Origin of the sequence: Janthinobacterium sp. PLB04, from assembly GCF_021165895.1 — a bacterium.
Lineage (GTDB): Bacteria > Pseudomonadota > Gammaproteobacteria > Burkholderiales > Burkholderiaceae_D > Janthinobacterium > Janthinobacterium lividum.
Genome location: NZ_CP088968.1, coordinates 5,394,074 through 5,411,034, shown reverse-complemented (window position 1 = coordinate 5,411,034; position 16,961 = coordinate 5,394,074). Strand labels below are relative to the sequence as shown.

Below are 16,961 nucleotides of genomic sequence, written 5' to 3'. Positions count from 1 at the left end.
TCTAAAAATGGATTATTTGAGCAGTGAATTTTTTGCCAGGCGTTTCGAGATTTCCGAAATCAGCTGGCGCGCCAGGTTCAGTTTCGAGGCGCGCGGCAGCACGGTATGGCCTTCCTCGTCGAACAGGATGATGGTGTTGTCGTCCTGGCCGAACGTGTTCTGGCCGATATTGCCGACCAGGAGGGGAATCCCCTTCTTTTCTCGCTTGGTCGAGCCGAATTCCACGAGGTTTTCCGATTCGGCGGCAAAGCCCACGCAGTACGGATAGCCGGCCAGGTTGGTGCGTGCCGCCACGGTGGCAAGGATGTCGGGATTTTGCGCGAACTGCAGTTCGGGCACGGAGCCGTCGGCCTGCTTTTTCATCTTCTGGTCGCTGGCGTTGGCGACGCGCCAGTCGGCCACGGCGGCGACAGCGACGAAGACATGCTGGCCGTCGACGTGGGCCAGCACGGCATCATGCATCTGCTGCGCGCTTTGCACGTCGATGCGGCGCACGCCGAAGGGCGCGTCCAGCGCCGTGGGGCCGGAAATGAGCAGCACCTCGGCGCCCGCTTCGCGCGCCGCGCGCGCCACCGCATAGCCCATCTTGCCCGAGGACAGATTGGTGATGCCGCGCACGGGGTCGATGGCTTCGAACGTGGGGCCGGCCGTGACCAGCACGCGCTTGCCCGCCAGGACTTTCGGCTGGAAGGCGGCGATCAGCTCCGTCAGCAGCTGTTCCGGCTCCAGCATGCGGCCCAGGCCAACTTCGCCGCACGCCTGTTCGCCGGCGGCCGGGCCGAACAGCTTGATGCCGTCATCGCGCAGCTGCTGCACATTGCGTTGCGTGGCCGGGTTTTGCCACATTTCCACGTTCATGGCCGGCGCCACCAGCAGGGGCAGGTGGGAGGGACGGGCCAGGCACAGGGTCGACAGCAGGTCGTCGCACACGCCGTGCGCGAGCTTGCGCAGAAAATCGGCCGAACACGGCGCGATCAGGATGGCGTCCGCATGGCGCGTCAAATCGATATGCGCCATGTTGTTGTCGATGCGCGCATCCCACTGGCTCGTGTGCACGGGGTGGCCGGACAGGGCCTGCATCGTGACGGCCGTGATGAAGTGGCTGGCCGCATCCGTCATCACCACTTGCACCGAGGCGCCGGCCTTTGTCAGCGCGCGGCACAGTTCTGCCGCCTTGTAGCAGGCGACGCCGCCTGAAAGTCCCAGAACGATTTTTTTGCCGGACAATTCCATGCCGTTCTCCTGCGTGTCTATTTGTTTACCCGGCGCAGTTCATCGATGATGAACAGGGCCGCGCCGATGCAGATGGCGCTGTCGGCGATATTGAAAGCGGGGAAATGGCCCCAGCTTTTCCAGTGGAAGTCGAGGAAATCGACGACGTGGCCGTACATCAGGCGGTCGATGGCATTGCCCAGCGCGCCGCCGAGTATCAGCGCCAGGGCCCAGCAGAACATGCGCTGGCCGGCGTGCTTTTTCAGCAGATAGATGATGTAGATGGCGGCCGCCAGGGCGATGCCGGTGAAGAAATAGCGCTGCCAGCCGCCCTGGTCGGACAGGAAGCTGAACGCGGCGCCCTTGTTATACGCGAGCACCAGGTTGAAATACGAGGTGATGACCATCTCTTGCGCATAGCGGAAGGTCTTCAGGATCGTGATCTTGGTGATCTGGTCGAACAGGATGACGATGGCGGCAATCCCCAGCCAGGGCACGAGCGACGCCGAGGATGACGATTTCGATGAAAAACGGTTTTTAGTGGCCATATTTTTCCAGGGAAGATAAAGCCGCCGCCTGGTGGCAGGCGGCGGTTGGAAGCGGGACGCAGGCAGCGCCCCGGGGTGACAGTCTATGCGAAACGGCGCGATTCGCCCTTGCCAAACAGATTGCTGACGCAGCGACCGCACAGGGTAGCATGCGCGGCGTCCGTGCCCACGTCGCTACGGTAGTGCCAGCAGCGCTCGCACTTCGGCGCCGTCGACGCGGTTACGACCACTTCCTCTGCCGCTTCGTCGGCCACCTCGGCCACCGTGGCTTGCGAGGTGATGAAGACGAACTTCAAGTCCTCGCCCAGGGTGGTCAACAGCTTGTACTTCATCGGCGCGGCCTTAATCGTCAGTTCCGCCTGCAGCGACGAACCGATGGCGCCCGAGGTGCGCAAGTCTTCCAGCTGTTTTGTGACGTCCGTGCGCACGGCGCGCAGTGCCGTGTATTTCTCCAGCAGGCCGGCGGCGTCCGAAACTTCCGGCAACTGCCACCAGGTTTGCGTGAAGATGGTTTCATCGCTGGCGGCATAGGCTTCGCTTCCTGCGAAGACGGCCCATGCTTCTTCGGCCGTGAACGACAGGGCAGGGGCCATCAGGCGCAGCAGGCTTTGCGTGATGTGCCACAGTGCCGTCTGCGCGGAACGGCGCGCGTGCGACGTCAGGCCGGAGGTGTACAAACGGTCTTTCAGGATGTCCAGGTAGAAGCCGCCCAGGTCTTCCGAGCAGTACGTCTGCAGCTTCGACACCACTGGATGGAACTCGTAGCGCGCGTAGTTGTTCTCGATCTGCGTTTGCAGCGACGCCATGTTGGCCAGCGCATAGCGGTCGATTTCGAACATTTCCGCCACCGGCACGGCGTCCGTGGCCGGATTGAAGTCCGACGTATTGGCCAGCAGGAAGCGCAGGGTGTTGCGGATGCGGCGATACGATTCCGTCACGCGTTTCAGGATCTCGTCGGAGATCGACAGCTCGCCCGTGTAGTCGGTCGACGCGATCCACAGGCGCAGGATGTCCGCGCCCAGGGTGTCCGAGATCTTTTGCGGCGCCAGGGTATTGCCCAGCGACTTGGACATCTTCTTGCCTTCGCCATCGACCGTGAAGCCGTGCGTCAGCAGGGCTTTGTACGGCGGACGGCCGTTCAGCATCGACGATACGAGCAGCGACGAGTGGAACCAGCCGCGATGCTGGTCCGAGCCTTCCAGGTACAGGTCGGCCGGGAATTGCAGCTGCGTCGAGTGCGAACCATGGCCTTGCGGGCCACCCAGCACCGTCTGGTGCGTGGCGCCGGAATCGAACCACACGTCCAGCGTGTCCTTGTTCTTGGCATAGATGGCCGCTTCGTCGCCGATCAGGTCTTTCAAGTCCAGCGCCTGCCATGCCTCGATGCCGTCCTTTTCGATCAGCTTGGCCACTTGCTCCAGCAGTTCCGGCGTGCGCGGATGCAGGTCGCCCGTTTCCTTGTGCACGATGAAGGCCATCGGCACGCCCCACTGGCGCTGGCGCGACAGGGTCCAGTCGGGACGGTTGGCGATCATGCCGTGCAGGCGCGCCTGGCCCCAGTCCGGGAAGAACTCGGTGTCGGCGATGCCTTGCAAGGCCGTTTCGCGCAGGGTTGCGCCGCCGTCCTTCGGCGTCACGTCCATGCCGGCGAACCACTGCGAGGTGGCGCGGTAGATGATCGGCGTCTTGTGGCGCCAGCAATGCATGTAGCTGTGGTCGAACATCTTGACTTCGAACAGCGCGCCCGCTTCGCGCAAGGCGTTGCAGATCGGCTTCGACGCTTCCCAGATGGTCATGCCGCCGAACAGGGGCAGGGTCGAGGCGAACTTGCCGTCGCCCATGACGGGCTTGATGATGTCGTCGTCCTTCATGCCGTGCGCCTTGCACGAGATGAAGTCGTCCAGGCCGTAGGCTGGCGCCGAGTGCACCACGCCCGTGCCGCTTTCCGTGGTCACGTATTCGGCCAGGTACAAAGGCGACAAGCGGTCATAGAACGCGTCGGCCGCATGCAGCGGGTGGCGGAAGCTGATGCCGGCCAGGGCCGCGCCGTCGCACGTGGCGATGGTCGTGCCATCGAGCTTGAAGCGCGCCAGGCTGGCGACGACCAGGTCTTGCGCCAGGATCAGCAGCAGCGGCTGGCCATCGCGCTCGGCTTTCACCAGCGCATATTTGACTTCCGGGTGCACGTTCAGGGCCTGGTTCGACGGGATGGTCCACGGCGTGGTGGTCCAGATGACGATGAAACCGTTATCGGTCGGCAGGGAGCGCAAGCCAAAGGCTTGCGCGATTCGTTCAAGCTCTTCAAACTTGAACCCGACGTCGATGGCGGGATCGCGTTTTTCCGCGTATTCCACTTCCGCCTCGGCCAAGGCCGACTGGCAGTCGAAGCACCAGTTGACGGGCTTCAGGCCGCGGTAGACATAACCTTTTTCCAGCAGCTTGCCCAGCGCGCGCAATTCGTCGGCTTCATTGCCGTGCGCCATCGTCAGGTAGGGGTTGTCCCACTCGCCCAGCACGCCCAGGCGGATGAAATCCTTTTTCTGGCGCTCGACCTGCACGTTGGCGTAGGCGCGGGCCTTTTCCAGCACTTCGGCCGTCGGCAGGTTCTTGCCGTGCAGTTTTTCGATCTGGATCTCGATCGGCATGCCGTGGCAATCCCAGCCCGGCACGTACGGCGCGTCGAAGCCGGCCAGCGAGCGCGACTTGACGACCATGTCCTTCAGGATCTTGTTGACGGCGTGGCCCAGGTGGATATCGCCATTCGCGTACGGCGGGCCGTCATGCAGGATGAATTTCGGGCGGCCAGCGGCAGCCTTGCGCACGCGCTCGTAAATCTTCTTGTCTTGCCATTGCTGTACCCATTGCGGCTCGCGCTTGGCCATGTCGCCGCGCATCGGGAACGGGGTTTCCGTCATGTTGACCGGGTATTTGCTTTCAGGCTTCTTGTTCTGCTTGGGCGTGGCTGGCTTGTTTTGATCGGACATAATCTTCTTTAATGGTATGGAGTATATTTTTGCAGCGGGTTGGCGGCGGCAGGTGCCGCCAGGCGGTGGAGTTGGCCGGCGTCAAATTCGGTCGGTGGCGGTAATGGCGCCGCTGCGCTGCTCAAAATACGCGCGCGCCTGGTTCGAGTCGCGCTCGATGGCGGCCGTCAGGGTGGGCAAATCGTCGTACTTCTCTTCGTCGCGCAGTTTTTCCAGGAATTCCACGCGCACCAGCTTGCCGTAGCAGGACTGGGCGAAATCAAACAGATGCACTTCCAGCAAGACGCGGCCGCTGTCGTCGACGGTGGGACGCACGCCAAGGCTGGCCACGGCCGGCAGCGGCACCGGTCCCAGGCCATGCACTTGCACGATGAAGATGCCGGACAGGGCGGGGCGGTGCGCCACGCGCAGGTTCAGGGTCGGGAAGCCGAGGGTACGGCCCAGTTTCTGGCCGTGGATGACGTGGCCGGAAATGGCGTACGGATGGCCCAGCAACTGCGTCGCCAGCGGGAAATCGCCGGCGGCCAGCGCCAGGCGCACGGCCGAGGACGAGATGCGCGTGCTGCCGCTCATCACGGTAGGCAATGTTTCTACATGGAAGCCATATTGGCGGCCCGCTTCCTGCAGCATGGCCACGTCGCCGGCGCGCCGGGCGCCATAGCAGAAGTCGTCGCCGACCATCAGCCATTTCACGTGCAAGCCATCGACGAGGACTTTTTCCGTGAATTCCTGCGGCGTCAAGGCGGCGAACTGGGCGCTGAAGTGCTCGACGACGACACGGTCGATGCCGGCGTCGTCCAGCGATTGCAGCTTGTCGCGCAAGTTGGCGATGCGCTGCGGGGCTTTGGACAGGTCGCCCGCGCGCTGCGCGAAGAATTCGCGCGGGTGCGGTTCGAACGTCATCACGGCCGCTTCAATGCCGAGTTCGGTCGCGGCGCCGCGCACGCGCGCCAGCAAGGCCTGATGGCCGATGTGGACACCGTCAAAATTGCCGATGGTCAGAGCGCAAGGCGCTCGTGCCTGGGCATTGGGAAGTCCGCGGAATACCTTCATAGGAATCTGATGAAAAACTGTGCCAAAAGGGGGATTATACGGACTGTTTCAGGGATGCACACCCGGCAGGGCGGGCACAGGGCGAATTTCACTGCTGAAATAACAAAAAGCGTTGCCGGCGGGTGTGCTGGCAACGCTTTTGGATGGCACTCGACTAGCTGCCTGCAACTCCCGGAGGATGTTGTCTTATTTATTCATCAACGTCCAGTAGCGGGCCAGGTCAGCCGCGCCATCCGTGCCCTTGACGGCTTTGAGTGCTGTCGAGGCATTGGACTTCTTGCCGGCGTGAATGTAAGCGATGCCCAGATGCAGCTTGGCTTCTTCCGCATACTTGGCGGTGCCCATTTTCACGGCATCGTTCATCAAGCCCAGGCCCTTGTCGGCCTGGCCGTCGTAGACCAGGGCGAAGCCCAGCTTGCTCAAGCTGTCGGCGTCCTTGTTCTTGACGTATTCCGCTTCCGATTTGGCGGCGTTGGCTTTCAGCTCGGCCTGGGTTTTCAGGGCCAGGTCTTTCAGGCGCTGGTGACGTGGCGCATCGGCGCCGGTACCCAGTACGCCTTTTTTGTAGCCTTGCTCGATGATGCTCAGCGCTTCGCCAGGATTGCCCGCTTGCAGGGCCAGCTGGCTGATTTCCATGTATTCGGAAGGTTTGCTGAACAGGCCGTTGGCCAGGCGCAGGCGCTGGACGTCCAGGGCCAGGCGTTGCGAGAAGCCAGGCTTGCCCGAAACGCGGTTCAGCAGGTCAGCCCAGTAGCTGGTTTTCGGATAGCTCGATGCCAGTTTTTCCAGGGTGGCGACGTAGCCGCCCTTGTCGTTTTGCTTCAACTGGATGTTGGCCAGCATTTGCAGGCTTGCTTCCGAGTTGCCGCCGCGCGATTGCAGTTCTTTCGCCGCTTCGGCGTAGTTGCCGCTGACGTAGTAAGTCTGGATCAGCAGTTCGCGCATCTGGGCATCGTCGCGGTCTTTCAGCGAGCGCTTGATCCAGGTGATGGTGTTCGGCCAGTCCTTGGCGCGGTAGTACATGCCGGCCAGGGCTTGCGTGAATTTTGGGGCTTCGGCGGCGCTCAGGCGGCCGGAATTGATGACGGCTTCAAAGGCCTTGATGGCGGTGCCGTTGTCGCCGGCGGCGGCAGCGGCCGAAGCGCGCACGCGTTCGATCTGGTAGCTTTCAAAGGCGGTCTTGCCGCCGACGCTGTCAGCTTCGCGCAGCTTGGCCAGCGCTTCCTTGTTTTTGCCGCTGCTAGCGAGTTTTTGCGCTTCTTGCAGTGGCTTGCCCACTTCGGCACGCACGGTGTCCGCGGCGTATGCCAGCGAGCCCAGGCCGATTACGGGAGTTGCTGCGGTAAAACCGATAGCGGCCATGACGAGGCCGAGATGAGCGAGACGAAACTTGGACATAAGAAAGTCTTTCAGTAAAAAGCGAATAGGCAGGAAGTCCTGCCTATTCGGATGTAAAGAGAACCTGATTGCTGCAGCTTACTGGAATTGCTCGTTGCCGACCAGACCGATTTTGGTCACGCCCAGACGCTGCGCCGACGCCATCACACCGGCGACGACTTTGTATTCCACCAGCTTGTTCGGACGCAAATGCACTTCCGGCTGGTCTGCTTGCGCAGCAACGTTGCTCAGCTTGGCTTCCAGCGAAGCGCGGTCAGGAATGACCTGATTGTCCCACAAGATCGTACCGTCAAAATCGACATCGATCGTGACGACCACTGGTTCGGTTGTCGGTGGCGGCGGGGTGCCGACCGGCATGTTCAAGTTCACCGAGTGGTTTTGCTTAGGAATCGTGATGATCAACATGATAATCAGCACCAGCATCACGTCGATGAGGGGCGTCATGTTCAGTTCCATCATTGGTTCCGGATCCGCGCCTGCTGCGCTTCCCGAACCGACATTCATACTCATAGTGTTTCCTTTAAGAAGTCCAACGAAGCACCGGGCGAAACTGCCGCCCGGTCAGCTTCTGGCGGTGGTATCCCCATGTTGCCGGGACGCCGCCGCCAGTCGCTATCAGCCCTTGTCAGGTGGTTCGGTGATGAAGCCGACCTTCTGGATCCCGGCACGTTGGGTCGTGTAAATAACCCGGCCGATCGATTCGTAGCGTGTTTCTTGGTCGCCACGAACGTGTACTTCCGGCTGCGGTACTTTCACTGCTTCAACTTTAAGATAATCGAACAATTCGTTCGTGTCTTTCAGTCTGGTCTGGCCCAGGTAAATCTCACCGTCCTTGTTAACAACGATGTTGACGTTTTCTGGCTTGCTTTGAAGGGCTTGGTTGGCCTCGATCGGCAGATCGATTTTCTGCAATTTGAGGACAACCGGACTGGTGATCAAGAAAATGATCAGCAAAACCAACATGATGTCGACGAGCGGCGTCGTGTTGATTTCTGACATTACTTGATCTTCATCTCCGCTGTCGGAGCCGACGGACATCGACATGATTCTTATCCGATCTTTTTAGCGCCGGCAGCACGGCCAGCTTCGCTGGTCGACATTACGCCGGAAACCAGAACCGAGTGAACGTCGGCGCTGAACGAGCGGATGTCTTCCATTGCGGATTTGTTACGACGAACCAGCCAGTTGTAACCCAGAACGGCAGGAACGGCGACCAGCAGACCGAAAGCGGTCATGATCAGTGCTTCACCAACTGGACCTGCAACTTTGTCGATCGATGCGTTACCGGTCATGCCGATAGCGGTCAGCGCGCCGTAAATACCCCAAACGGTACCGAACAGACCGATAAACGGTGCGGTCGAACCAACGGTTGCCAGGAACGACAGGCCATCTTGCAGACGCGATTGGACTTTGTCCGAAGCGCGCTGGATCGACATCGTCACCCAGGTCGACAGGTCGATTTGTTCCAGCAGGGCGCCGTCATGGTGTGCGGTTGCCTTGGTGCCCGATTCAGCGATGAAGCGGAATGGCGAGCCTTCGCTCAGGGTTGCCGAACCAGCAGCGATCGAAGGAGCTTTCCAGAATTTGGAAGCGGCTTCTTTGGCTTGCTTGAAGATCTTCATTTGATCCAGCAGTTTGGTGATGATGATGTACCAGCTGCCGATCGACATGATGGACAGGATGATCAGGGTAGCGCGTGGCACGAAGCCGCCGTCCCATACTGCGGACAGGCCGAACGGGTTGTGCACTTCTTCGGTTTTGGCTGGAGCTGCTGCATCAGCGGCTGGAGTTGCTGCTGCGTCTGCTGCTGGAGCGGCTGCATCTGCAGCAACTGGTGCTGGTGCAGCGTCTGCCGCAGGAGCCGAAGCGGCAGCCGATGCTGGCGCGTCAGCGAATGCCGGAGCTGCTACCAGAGCGGTAGTAGCGGTAACGGACAACAGAACCGCGGCAAAAAATGCGGACAAACGGGTATTCTTAAACATGCTTCCTCCAAAATTAAAAATAACAGATCGCTGAACGTAATGACAACGAAATCATAGTGTGAGACAGGGGATAACTGTCTCGGGTTTTAATCCAGCGACCAAACGTATTGCATTTGCTGCCAGCCTTGTTCCGGCTTGCCGTCAACTGTTGCCGGCTTAAATGTACAGCGGCTAATACCTTGCACCGCGGCTTTGTCCAGGTCTCTGAAGCCGCTGGACTTCACGATCTTCGAATCAGCGACCTTGCCGTCTACACCGATCAGGAACGACAGTGTCACCACACCGGTTTCCTCATTGCGCTGCGACGACTTTGGATAAGCCGGTTTTTCGCAGACACTGAAGTCAACCACGGCCGGTGTACGCACCGATTTGGCTGGTCCAGGAGTTGGCGCAGGCTGTGCAGGCGGTGCTGGCGGTGCCAATACATTCGTGGCTGGCTTCACAGCAGTCGTATTTGCAATCACGTTCTGTTGTGGCGGCGGCTGCTGCACGTTCACCTCGACTGGCGGAATGAATGGCGGCGGTGGCGCCTTCATTTCTGGCGGCGGTGGTGGCGGTGGAAGATCCTTCGGTGGAGGCGGTTTGACTTCCTCGATAATCTTGGTTTCAACCGGTTCCATCATTTTGGTAACTAACCGCTTGCCCAAGCCCGTCGCGATCCCGTAAGCCGCGAGAACGTGCAGCAGGACAACGACAGTTATGCCTGTGTAGTTCTTGGGACTTTTCTCGTTCGAAAAATTCATGCCTGCTTTCTCCAAATACCATCTCTTGTCTTGCAACTGAACCCCAAAATGACGACACAAAGCTCCAGCCGTATCCGGGACGTCGCCGAATTATACATACGAATTCTTTATTTTACACAGATTTTTAACGCCTAAAACCGGTTAAATTTTTGGCGCTTTTGCGCCCTGAAAACGTACTTGCTTATGTCATCTTTGCACGCTTTCGGACAGAAAAAAAGGCGGTCTTATCGGTTTTTTACAGCCGTTTTGGGCGACCGCTGCTAAGTTCTCCGATGTGCCTATATGGCGGAATTATATTTCGTGATATCCAATATGGAAACTGCTAAATTTGGAGAAAAATCTTTCTTTATGGAAATGTTTTGGCTCTGAACCAGACCACTTAGCCTTCGGTGCGCACCAAACGGGTGCGGAACGCACTTCACCCAGGTCAAAAAAGGCGCTCCTGGAGGCCTATTTGAGGCCGTCAGGCCATACTGAATTCCTATACGGGCATAGGAAGCGCTTATATTCTTGCTATTGATTATTATCAACAAAACATTTCATGGCCGGACAACCGGGTCATCGCGCCGGTTGCGCTTCTCGCGCCGGCAATTCAGGGTGCCCAGGACCACGCCCTGGGGATCGACCGTATCGAGGTGCACATCGAAGCCCCACAGCCGCGCCACATGCTTGAGCACCTCGGCTGCCTGCTGGTTCAGCGGGCGGCGCTGGAATTGCGTGTGGCGCAGGGTCAAGGCGCGGTCGTCGCGCGTATTCACGGACCACACCTGGATGTTCGGCTCGCGGTTGCCCAGGTTGTACTGCTCGGCCAGCTGCTGGCGCACGTAGCGGTAGCCGGCATCGTCATGGATGGCGGAAATGGCCAGTTTTTCATTCTTGTCGTCGTCAAGCACGGCAAAGAAGTGGAATTCGCGGATCAGCCGCGGCGACAAATACTGGGCAATGAAGCTTTCATCCTTGAAATTGCGCATGGCAAAGTCCAGGCTCTTGCGCCAGTCGCTGCCGGCCATGTCGGGAAACCAGGCGCGGTCTTCGTCCGTCGGGTGCTCGCAGATGCGGCGGATGTCGCTCATCATGGCAAATCCCAGCGCATACGGGTTGATGCCGCTGTAATACGGGCTGTCGATGGGCGGCTGGTAGACCACATTGGTATGGCTTTTCAGGAATTCCATCATGAAGCCGTCACCGACCACGCCTTCGTCATACAGCTGGTTCAATATCGTGTAATGCCAGAAGGTGGCCCAGCCCTCGTTCATGACCTGGGTTTGCCGTTGCGGGTAGAAGTACTGGGAAATCTTGCGCACGATGCGCACCATCTCGCGCTGCCATGGTTCCAGCAGCGGTGCGTACTTCTCTATAAAGTACAGCAGGTTTTCCTCGGGTTCGGGCGGAAAGCGGGGGGCGGCCTTGCGCTGGTCTTCCTCGTCCTCGTCATCCTCGCGCCGGGGCAGGGTACGCCACAGCTGGTTGATCTGCGACTGCACATAGGCTTCGCGCTCTTTCTGGCGCGCATATTCCTTCGCCATCGACAGTTTCGCCGGGCGCTTGTAGCGGTCCACGCCATAGTTCTGGATCGCGTGGCACGAGTCGAGCAGCAATTCCACGGCATCGACGCCATGGCGCTGTTCGCATTCGGCGATGTAATTCTTGGCAAACACCATATAGTCGATGATGGCGTCCGCATCCGTCCAGGCGCGGAACAGGTAATTGCCCTTGAAGAAGGAATTATGGCCGTAGGCCGCATGCGCGATCACCAGCGACTGCATGGTCAGGCTGTTTTCCTCCATGAGATAGGCGATGCAGGGGTTGGAGTTGATGACGATCTCGTAGGCGAGGCCCATCTGGCCGCGCTTGTAGCTTTTCTCGGTAGACAGAAAGTGCTTGCCGAAAGACCAGTGGTTGTAGGAGACGGGCATGCCCACCGAGGTATAGGCGTCCATCATCTGTTCGGCCGTGATGATTTCCAGCTGGTTCGGATAGGTGTCGAGGCCAAACTGTTTCGCTACGCGGCGGATTTCCTCGTGGATTTGCTCGATCAGCTCGAACGTCCATTCCGACTGCTCGGGCAGGGCGTTCGGGTGGCGCAGGCGCACGAACGGTTCGCCCGGGGTGTTGCTGGCGCGGTCAAAGGCTGCACTCATCATTTCACCTGTTTCTTGAACAGTTCGCGGAAGACCGGGTAGATATCGGCCGGCGTGACGATCTTTTGCATGGCGAAATGGGCGTGATGGTCGAGCACGCCCGCGTATTGCTCCCACAGGTTTTGCTGCGGGCCATCCGTGATCTCGACATAGGTGTAGTACTGCACCTTGGGCATGATGGTGTTGATCAGCAACTGGCGGCACAGCACGGAATCGTTGTCCCAGTTGTCGCCGTCGGACGCCTGCGCCACATAGCTGTTCCATTGCCCGGCGCCATAGCGCTCGTCGATGATGGTGTTGAGCAAGTGCAGGGCGGAGGATACGACGGTGCCGCCCGACTCGCGCGAATTGAAGAATTCATGCTCGTCCACTTCGGCCGCCGCCGTATGGTGACGGATGAAGACGACTTCAATCTTGTCGTAGACGCGCTTGAGGAACAGATATAACAGGATGAAGAAGCGCTTGGCCGTGTCCTTGCGCGATTCGTCCATGGAGCCGGACACGTCCATGATGCAGAACATGACGGCTTGCGTCATCGGCTTGGGCACCTTGACGCGGTTGCTGTAGCGCAAGTCGAACGGGTCGATGAAGGGAATGGCCAGCAGGCGCGTGTGCAGGTGGTGGATCAGGCGGCGCAGTTCCGTCACCAGCGGGTCGCTGTCGGGCGCGCCTTCGTGCAGCAGTTCGGCCAGATCTTCCTCGGCCTGCGCCAGCTGCTTGCGGGCGCCGCCGCCGACGGCGATGCGCCGCCCCAGCGCGCCGCGCAAGGAACGCAGCACATGGATGTTCGATGGCGTGCCCGACATATTGTAGCCGGCGCGCTGGTTCTTGAATTCCGTGGTGGCCGTCAGCTGGGTTTTCACCATATGCGGCAATTCCAAGTCTTCGAAGAAATAATTCATGAATTCTTCGCGCGACAATTCAAAGATGAAATCGTCTTCCGTCGTCTCGTCGCTATTGCCCGCCTTGCCCCGCCCGCCGCCACCGCCGCCTTTCGGCCGGGCGATCTGGTCGCCTTTCAGGTATTCCTTGTTGCCGGGATTGACCACTTCCCATACGCCGCCATGCGCGTGGCCGAACGATGGTTCGCCCACGTCCTTGACGGGGATGCTGACCTTCTCGCCATTCTCGACGTCCGTGATCGAGCGTCCCTTGATGGCACGCCCCACGGCATCCTTGATCTGGCCCTTGTAACGCCGCAGGAAACGCTCGCGGTTGACGGCGGATTTATTCTTGCTTTGCAAGCGCCTGTCGATGAGATATGTCAAAGGGTGCCTCCTTGCCTCTCGTCTCGCGCGCCCCGCCATCCATCGGGCGGGAGCGCGCCTTCGCTGTCCGCGCTATGACGACTTGCGTACGCGCAAGTACCATTCGCATAACAGGCGTACCTGCTTGGCCGTATAGCCTTTTTCCACCATGCGGGCCACGAAGTCGGCGTGCTTGTTGGCATCGTCGGCGCTGGCCTTGGCATTGAAGGAAATCACGGGCAGCAATTCCTCCGTATTCGAAAACATTTTCTTTTCAATCACGGTGCGGAACTTTTCATAACTGGTCCAGGCGGGATTCTTGCCGCCGTTCGAGGCCCGCGCGCGCAAGCCGAAGTTCACGATTTCATTGCGGAAATCCTTCGGATTGGAAATGCCCGCCGGCTTCTCGATCTTTTCCAGTTCATTGTTCAGCGATTCGCGGTCGAAACTTTCGCCCGTGTCCGGATCGCGGTATTCCTGGTCCTGTATCCAGAAATCGGCAAACGTCACATAGCGGTCGAAGATGTTCTGTCCGTATTCCGAATAGCTTTCCAGGTAAGCCGTCTGGATCTCCTTGCCGATGAATTCCACATAGCGCTGCGCCAGGTGCTCCTTGATATAGGAGAAGTAGCGCTGCTCGAGTTCCGGCGCGAACTGCTCGCGCTCGACCTGCTGCTCCAGTACATATAATAGATGCACGGGATTGGCGGCCACTTCGGAATTGTCAAAGTTGAACACTTTTGACAGGATCTTGAAGGCAAAGCGCGTCGACAAGCCGTTCATGCCTTCATCCACGCCCGCGTAATCGACGTATTCGTGCATGGACTTGGCTTTCGGGTCCGTATCCTTGAGGTTCTCGCCATCGTAGACGAGCATCTTCGAAAAGATGCTGGAGTTTTCCGGGTCTTTCAGGCGCGACAGGATGGCGAACTGCGCCATCATGCGCAGGGTGCCGGGCGCGCATGGGGCCTTGACCAGCGAGGAATTGGCCACCAGCTTGTCGTAGATCTTGATTTCATCGGAGACGCGCAGGCAATACGGCACCTTGACTATATAGATACGGTCAAGAAACGCCTCGTTGTTGCGGTTGTTCTTGAAGGTCTTCCATTCCGACTCGTTCGAGTGGGCCAGGATGATGCCGTCGAACGGGATGGCGCCGAAGCCTTCCGTGCCCTTGTAGTTGCCTTCCTGCGTGGCCGTCAGCAAGGGGTGCAAGACCTTGATCGGCGCCTTGAACATTTCCACGAATTCCATCAAGCCCTGGTTGGCCAGGCACAGGCCGCCCGAATAGCTGTAGGCATCCGGGTCGTCCTGCGCATAGTCTTCCAGCTTGCGGATGTCGACCTTGCCCACCAGCGAAGAAATATCCTGGTTGTTTTCATCGCCCGGCTCCGTTTTCGAGATGGCGATCTGTTTCAGCACGGACGGGTAGCGCTTGACGACGCGGAACTGGTTGATATCGCCATTGTATTCATGCAGGCGCTTCACGGCCCACGGGCTGGGGATGTTGCGCAGGTAGCGGCGCGGGATGCCGTAATCCTCTTCCAGGATGGTGCCGTCTTCTTCCTCGTTGAACAGGCCCAGCGGCGATTCGTTGACGGGCGAGCCTTTCAGGCAATAGAAGGGCACATGCTCCATCAGCGACTTGAGCTTTTCCGCGATCGACGATTTGCCGCCGCCGACGGGCCCCAGCAGATACAGGATCTGCTTGCGTTCTTCCAGGCCTTGCGCCGCGTGGCGGAAATACGAGACGACTTGCTCGATGACTTCCTCGGTGCCGTAGAACTCGCGGAAGGCGGGATAGATCTTGATGATCTTGTTGGCGAAGATGCGCGACAAGCGCGTGTCGTTGCGCGTGTCGACCAGTTGCGGCTCGCCGATGGCGGCCAGCATGCGTTCGGGCGCGCTGGCATAGGTCAGCTTGTCCTTCTTGCACAGGGCCAGGTATTCGGTGAGCGACATTTCCTCTTCGCGGGTGCGCTCGTAGCGTGCTGCATAGTTATCAAAAATGGTCATGTCAATGTCCTTTAATGTAAACCTGTACTGCCAGTCACCATGGCCGCCCGCCTGGCACTCGCCTGGGCTTGCCGTCTGAACTTTTCCTGTACCCCGTATCGATTTTTATTGTTGTTTCAAGCCCGGCTGTCTTTGCGAGTCCGGATTGCCCGGACCAAAAAACTGGCGCTTGATGCCGTGTGCTGACGTAGCCAGCCGGCTTTTTTTTCACTGTTGATAGCGCTTGTTGCACCTACCTTTACCCCATGAAATTTATTATTGCTCTAAAGGATCAGGAAGTCAAAAGATATGTCAGCATATCCTTAATACTTGTTTGTAAATTGTTGATTTAATTGGATAAATCATCAGATTTTCCATCAATTTCAATGAACCTTTTTGTACCTTTTAAATCATCATACGACAATTCGCCAGCGCGTGCCGGAGCCGGCCATGGCGCTGCCGCGGCCTGCGCCATGGCGGCCGGGCGCCGGTGAGGCTGGCCATCTTGCGCTAAGATGCCTGCATGTCTGATGGCCCTGCGCGCCGCGCGTGCGTCTTCCGCGCCGCGCCCGGCGCGTGCGAGCCAGCATTTTTATCGTCACCCTATAAGGAACACCCATGATGAACCCCCAATTGCGCGCGATCGTCCGCGGCATGCCGAAGGCCGAACTGCATATCCATATCGAAGGCTCGCTGGAGCCAGAACTGATTTTCGCACTGGCCGAGCGCAATGGCGTGCCGCTGGGCTATGAATCGGTGGAACACTTGCGCAGCGCCTATGCTTTTACGGATTTGCAGTCTTTTCTCGACATTTATTACGCTGGCGCAAGCGTGCTCTTGAAAGAGCAGGATTTCTATGACATGACGCAAGCCTACCTGCGCCGCGCCGAAGCCGATAACGTGCTGCACACGGAAATCTTCTTCGACCCGCAAACCCACACGGCGCGCGGCGTGGCCATGGCCGACGTGATCAACGGCATCCACCGAGCCTGCCAGGACAGTCCCGTCAGCGCGGCCCTGATCCTGTGCTTCCTGCGCCACCTGAGCGAGGAAGAAGCGTTCGAGACCCTGGAAGACGCGCTGCCGCACCGCGACAAATTCATCGGCATCGGTCTCGACTCGTCGGAAGTGGGCAACCCGCCCGAGAAATTCTCGCGCGTGTTTGCCCGCTGCCGCGAGCTGGGCCTGCACCTGGTGGCCCACGCGGGCGAGGAAGGTCCGCCAGCCTACATCCGTACGGCACTCGACGACTTGCAGGTCGAACGCATCGACCATGGCGTGCGCTGCCTGGAAGACGCGGACCTGACGGCCCGCCTGGCGCGCGAGCAGGTCGCCTTGACGGTCTGCCCGCTGTCGAACACCAAGCTGCGCGTGTTCGACCAGATGCATGACCACAACCTGGTGCAACTGCTCGACGCGGGCCTGCTGGTGACGGTGAACTCGGACGATCCCGCGTATTTCGGCGGCTACATGAACGACAATTTCGACGCCATCTTCGACGCCTTGCCGCTGGGCCTGTCCCACGCGCAACGCCTGGCGCGCAACGGTTTCATCGCCGCCTTCCTGCCGCAAGCGCAGAAAGACGCCTTCCTCGCTACCGTCGATGCGTATTTCGCCCAGCACGCGGCCGCTCACGGCAGCGCGCAATAACATCTTCA

At 59.3% G+C, this 16,961-nt stretch carries 13 protein-coding genes; 1 reads left to right on the top strand and 12 read right to left on the bottom strand.

What is annotated here, in order from left to right:
* Window positions 1-12: 12 nt before the first annotated feature.
* The 12 genes from coaBC to LSO07_RS23825 form a co-directional block, all read right to left on the bottom strand.
* The gene (gene coaBC / locus LSO07_RS23880; RefSeq protein ID WP_034785232.1) at window positions 13-1,233 is read right to left on the bottom strand and encodes a bifunctional phosphopantothenoylcysteine decarboxylase/phosphopantothenate--cysteine ligase CoaBC; all 1,221 of its coding nucleotides are present in this window, start codon (window positions 1,231-1,233) and stop codon (window positions 13-15) included.
* Between the two features lie 17 nt (window positions 1,234-1,250).
* Complete coding sequence (gene lspA, locus LSO07_RS23875; protein ID WP_034754175.1) at window positions 1,251-1,760, bottom strand: signal peptidase II; 510 nt, start codon at window positions 1,758-1,760, stop codon at window positions 1,251-1,253.
* Between the two features lie 83 nt (window positions 1,761-1,843).
* On the bottom strand, window positions 1,844-4,744 hold the full coding sequence (ileS, locus tag LSO07_RS23870; RefSeq protein WP_151096750.1) for an isoleucine--tRNA ligase: 2,901 nt from the start codon (window positions 4,742-4,744) through the stop codon (window positions 1,844-1,846).
* 81 nt (window positions 4,745-4,825) lie between these two features.
* Entirely contained in the window at window positions 4,826-5,797 is a 972-nt protein-coding gene (locus LSO07_RS23865) for a bifunctional riboflavin kinase/FAD synthetase (protein WP_034785236.1), read from the bottom strand.
* A 186-nt stretch (window positions 5,798-5,983) separates the two neighbouring features.
* Complete coding sequence (locus LSO07_RS23860; protein ID WP_034785237.1) at window positions 5,984-7,195, bottom strand: hypothetical protein; 1,212 nt, start codon at window positions 7,193-7,195, stop codon at window positions 5,984-5,986.
* A gap of 78 nt (window positions 7,196-7,273) precedes the next feature.
* Window positions 7,274-7,705: an ExbD/TolR family protein gene (locus LSO07_RS23855; RefSeq protein ID WP_177886013.1), complete on the bottom strand. Its 432-nt coding sequence runs from the start codon at window positions 7,703-7,705 to the stop codon at window positions 7,274-7,276.
* Window positions 7,706-7,810: 105 nt separating this feature from the next.
* Entirely contained in the window at window positions 7,811-8,239 is a 429-nt protein-coding gene (locus tag LSO07_RS23850; RefSeq protein ID WP_034785240.1) for an ExbD/TolR family protein, read from the bottom strand.
* A gap of 5 nt (window positions 8,240-8,244) precedes the next feature.
* Window positions 8,245-9,177 (bottom strand): MotA/TolQ/ExbB proton channel family protein, encoded by a 933-nt coding sequence (locus tag LSO07_RS23845; RefSeq protein WP_162835768.1) that lies wholly within the window; start codon window positions 9,175-9,177, stop codon window positions 8,245-8,247.
* An 86-nt stretch (window positions 9,178-9,263) separates the two neighbouring features.
* Window positions 9,264-9,920, bottom strand: a complete 657-nt coding sequence (locus tag LSO07_RS23840) for an energy transducer TonB (protein ID WP_034785244.1) — start codon at window positions 9,918-9,920, stop codon at window positions 9,264-9,266.
* Between the two features lie 539 nt (window positions 9,921-10,459).
* A complete protein-coding gene (locus LSO07_RS23835) occupies window positions 10,460-12,061 on the bottom strand; it encodes a SpoVR family protein (protein ID WP_052140385.1) in 1,602 nt (533 codons plus the stop codon).
* Complete coding sequence (locus LSO07_RS23830; protein WP_034785247.1) at window positions 12,061-13,329, bottom strand: YeaH/YhbH family protein; 1,269 nt, start codon at window positions 13,327-13,329, stop codon at window positions 12,061-12,063. Before LSO07_RS23830 ends, LSO07_RS23835 begins: the two co-directional genes overlap by 1 nt.
* Window positions 13,330-13,401: 72 nt before the next feature.
* Window positions 13,402-15,324: a PrkA family serine protein kinase gene (locus tag LSO07_RS23825; RefSeq protein ID WP_034785249.1), complete on the bottom strand. Its 1,923-nt coding sequence runs from the start codon at window positions 15,322-15,324 to the stop codon at window positions 13,402-13,404.
* 597 nt (window positions 15,325-15,921) lie between these two features.
* Here LSO07_RS23825 and LSO07_RS23820 point away from each other — a divergent pair.
* The gene (locus tag LSO07_RS23820; RefSeq protein WP_151096748.1) at window positions 15,922-16,953 is read left to right on the top strand and encodes an adenosine deaminase; all 1,032 of its coding nucleotides are present in this window, start codon (window positions 15,922-15,924) and stop codon (window positions 16,951-16,953) included.
* Window positions 16,954-16,961: the final 8 nt, after the last annotated feature.

Excerpts from the sequence above, each read along its gene's own strand:
- LSO07_RS23840 (WP_034785244.1), bottom strand. The coding sequence starts at position 9,920 with ATGAATTTTTCGAACGAGAAAAGTCCCAAGAACTACACAGGCATAACT.
- LSO07_RS23820 (WP_151096748.1), top strand. The coding sequence starts at position 15,922 with ATGATGAACCCCCAATTGCGCGCGATCGTCCGCGGCATGCCGAAGGCC.
- lspA (WP_034754175.1), bottom strand. The coding sequence starts at position 1,760 with ATGGCCACTAAAAACCGTTTTTCATCGAAATCGTCATCCTCGGCGTCG.
- LSO07_RS23835 (WP_052140385.1), bottom strand. The coding sequence starts at position 12,061 with ATGAGTGCAGCCTTTGACCGCGCCAGCAACACCCCGGGCGAACCGTTC.
- LSO07_RS23825 (WP_034785249.1), bottom strand. The coding sequence starts at position 15,324 with ATGACCATTTTTGATAACTATGCAGCACGCTACGAGCGCACCCGCGAA.
- LSO07_RS23845 (WP_162835768.1), bottom strand. The coding sequence starts at position 9,177 with ATGTTTAAGAATACCCGTTTGTCCGCATTTTTTGCCGCGGTTCTGTTG.
- LSO07_RS23860 (WP_034785237.1), bottom strand. The coding sequence starts at position 7,195 with ATGTCCAAGTTTCGTCTCGCTCATCTCGGCCTCGTCATGGCCGCTATC.
- LSO07_RS23855 (WP_177886013.1), bottom strand. The coding sequence starts at position 7,705 with ATGAGTATGAATGTCGGTTCGGGAAGCGCAGCAGGCGCGGATCCGGAA.
- LSO07_RS23865 (WP_034785236.1), bottom strand. The coding sequence starts at position 5,797 with ATGAAGGTATTCCGCGGACTTCCCAATGCCCAGGCACGAGCGCCTTGC.
- LSO07_RS23850 (WP_034785240.1), bottom strand. The coding sequence starts at position 8,239 with ATGTCGATGTCCGTCGGCTCCGACAGCGGAGATGAAGATCAAGTAATG.
- ileS (WP_151096750.1), bottom strand. The coding sequence starts at position 4,744 with ATGTCCGATCAAAACAAGCCAGCCACGCCCAAGCAGAACAAGAAGCCT.
- coaBC (WP_034785232.1), bottom strand. The coding sequence starts at position 1,233 with ATGGAATTGTCCGGCAAAAAAATCGTTCTGGGACTTTCAGGCGGCGTC.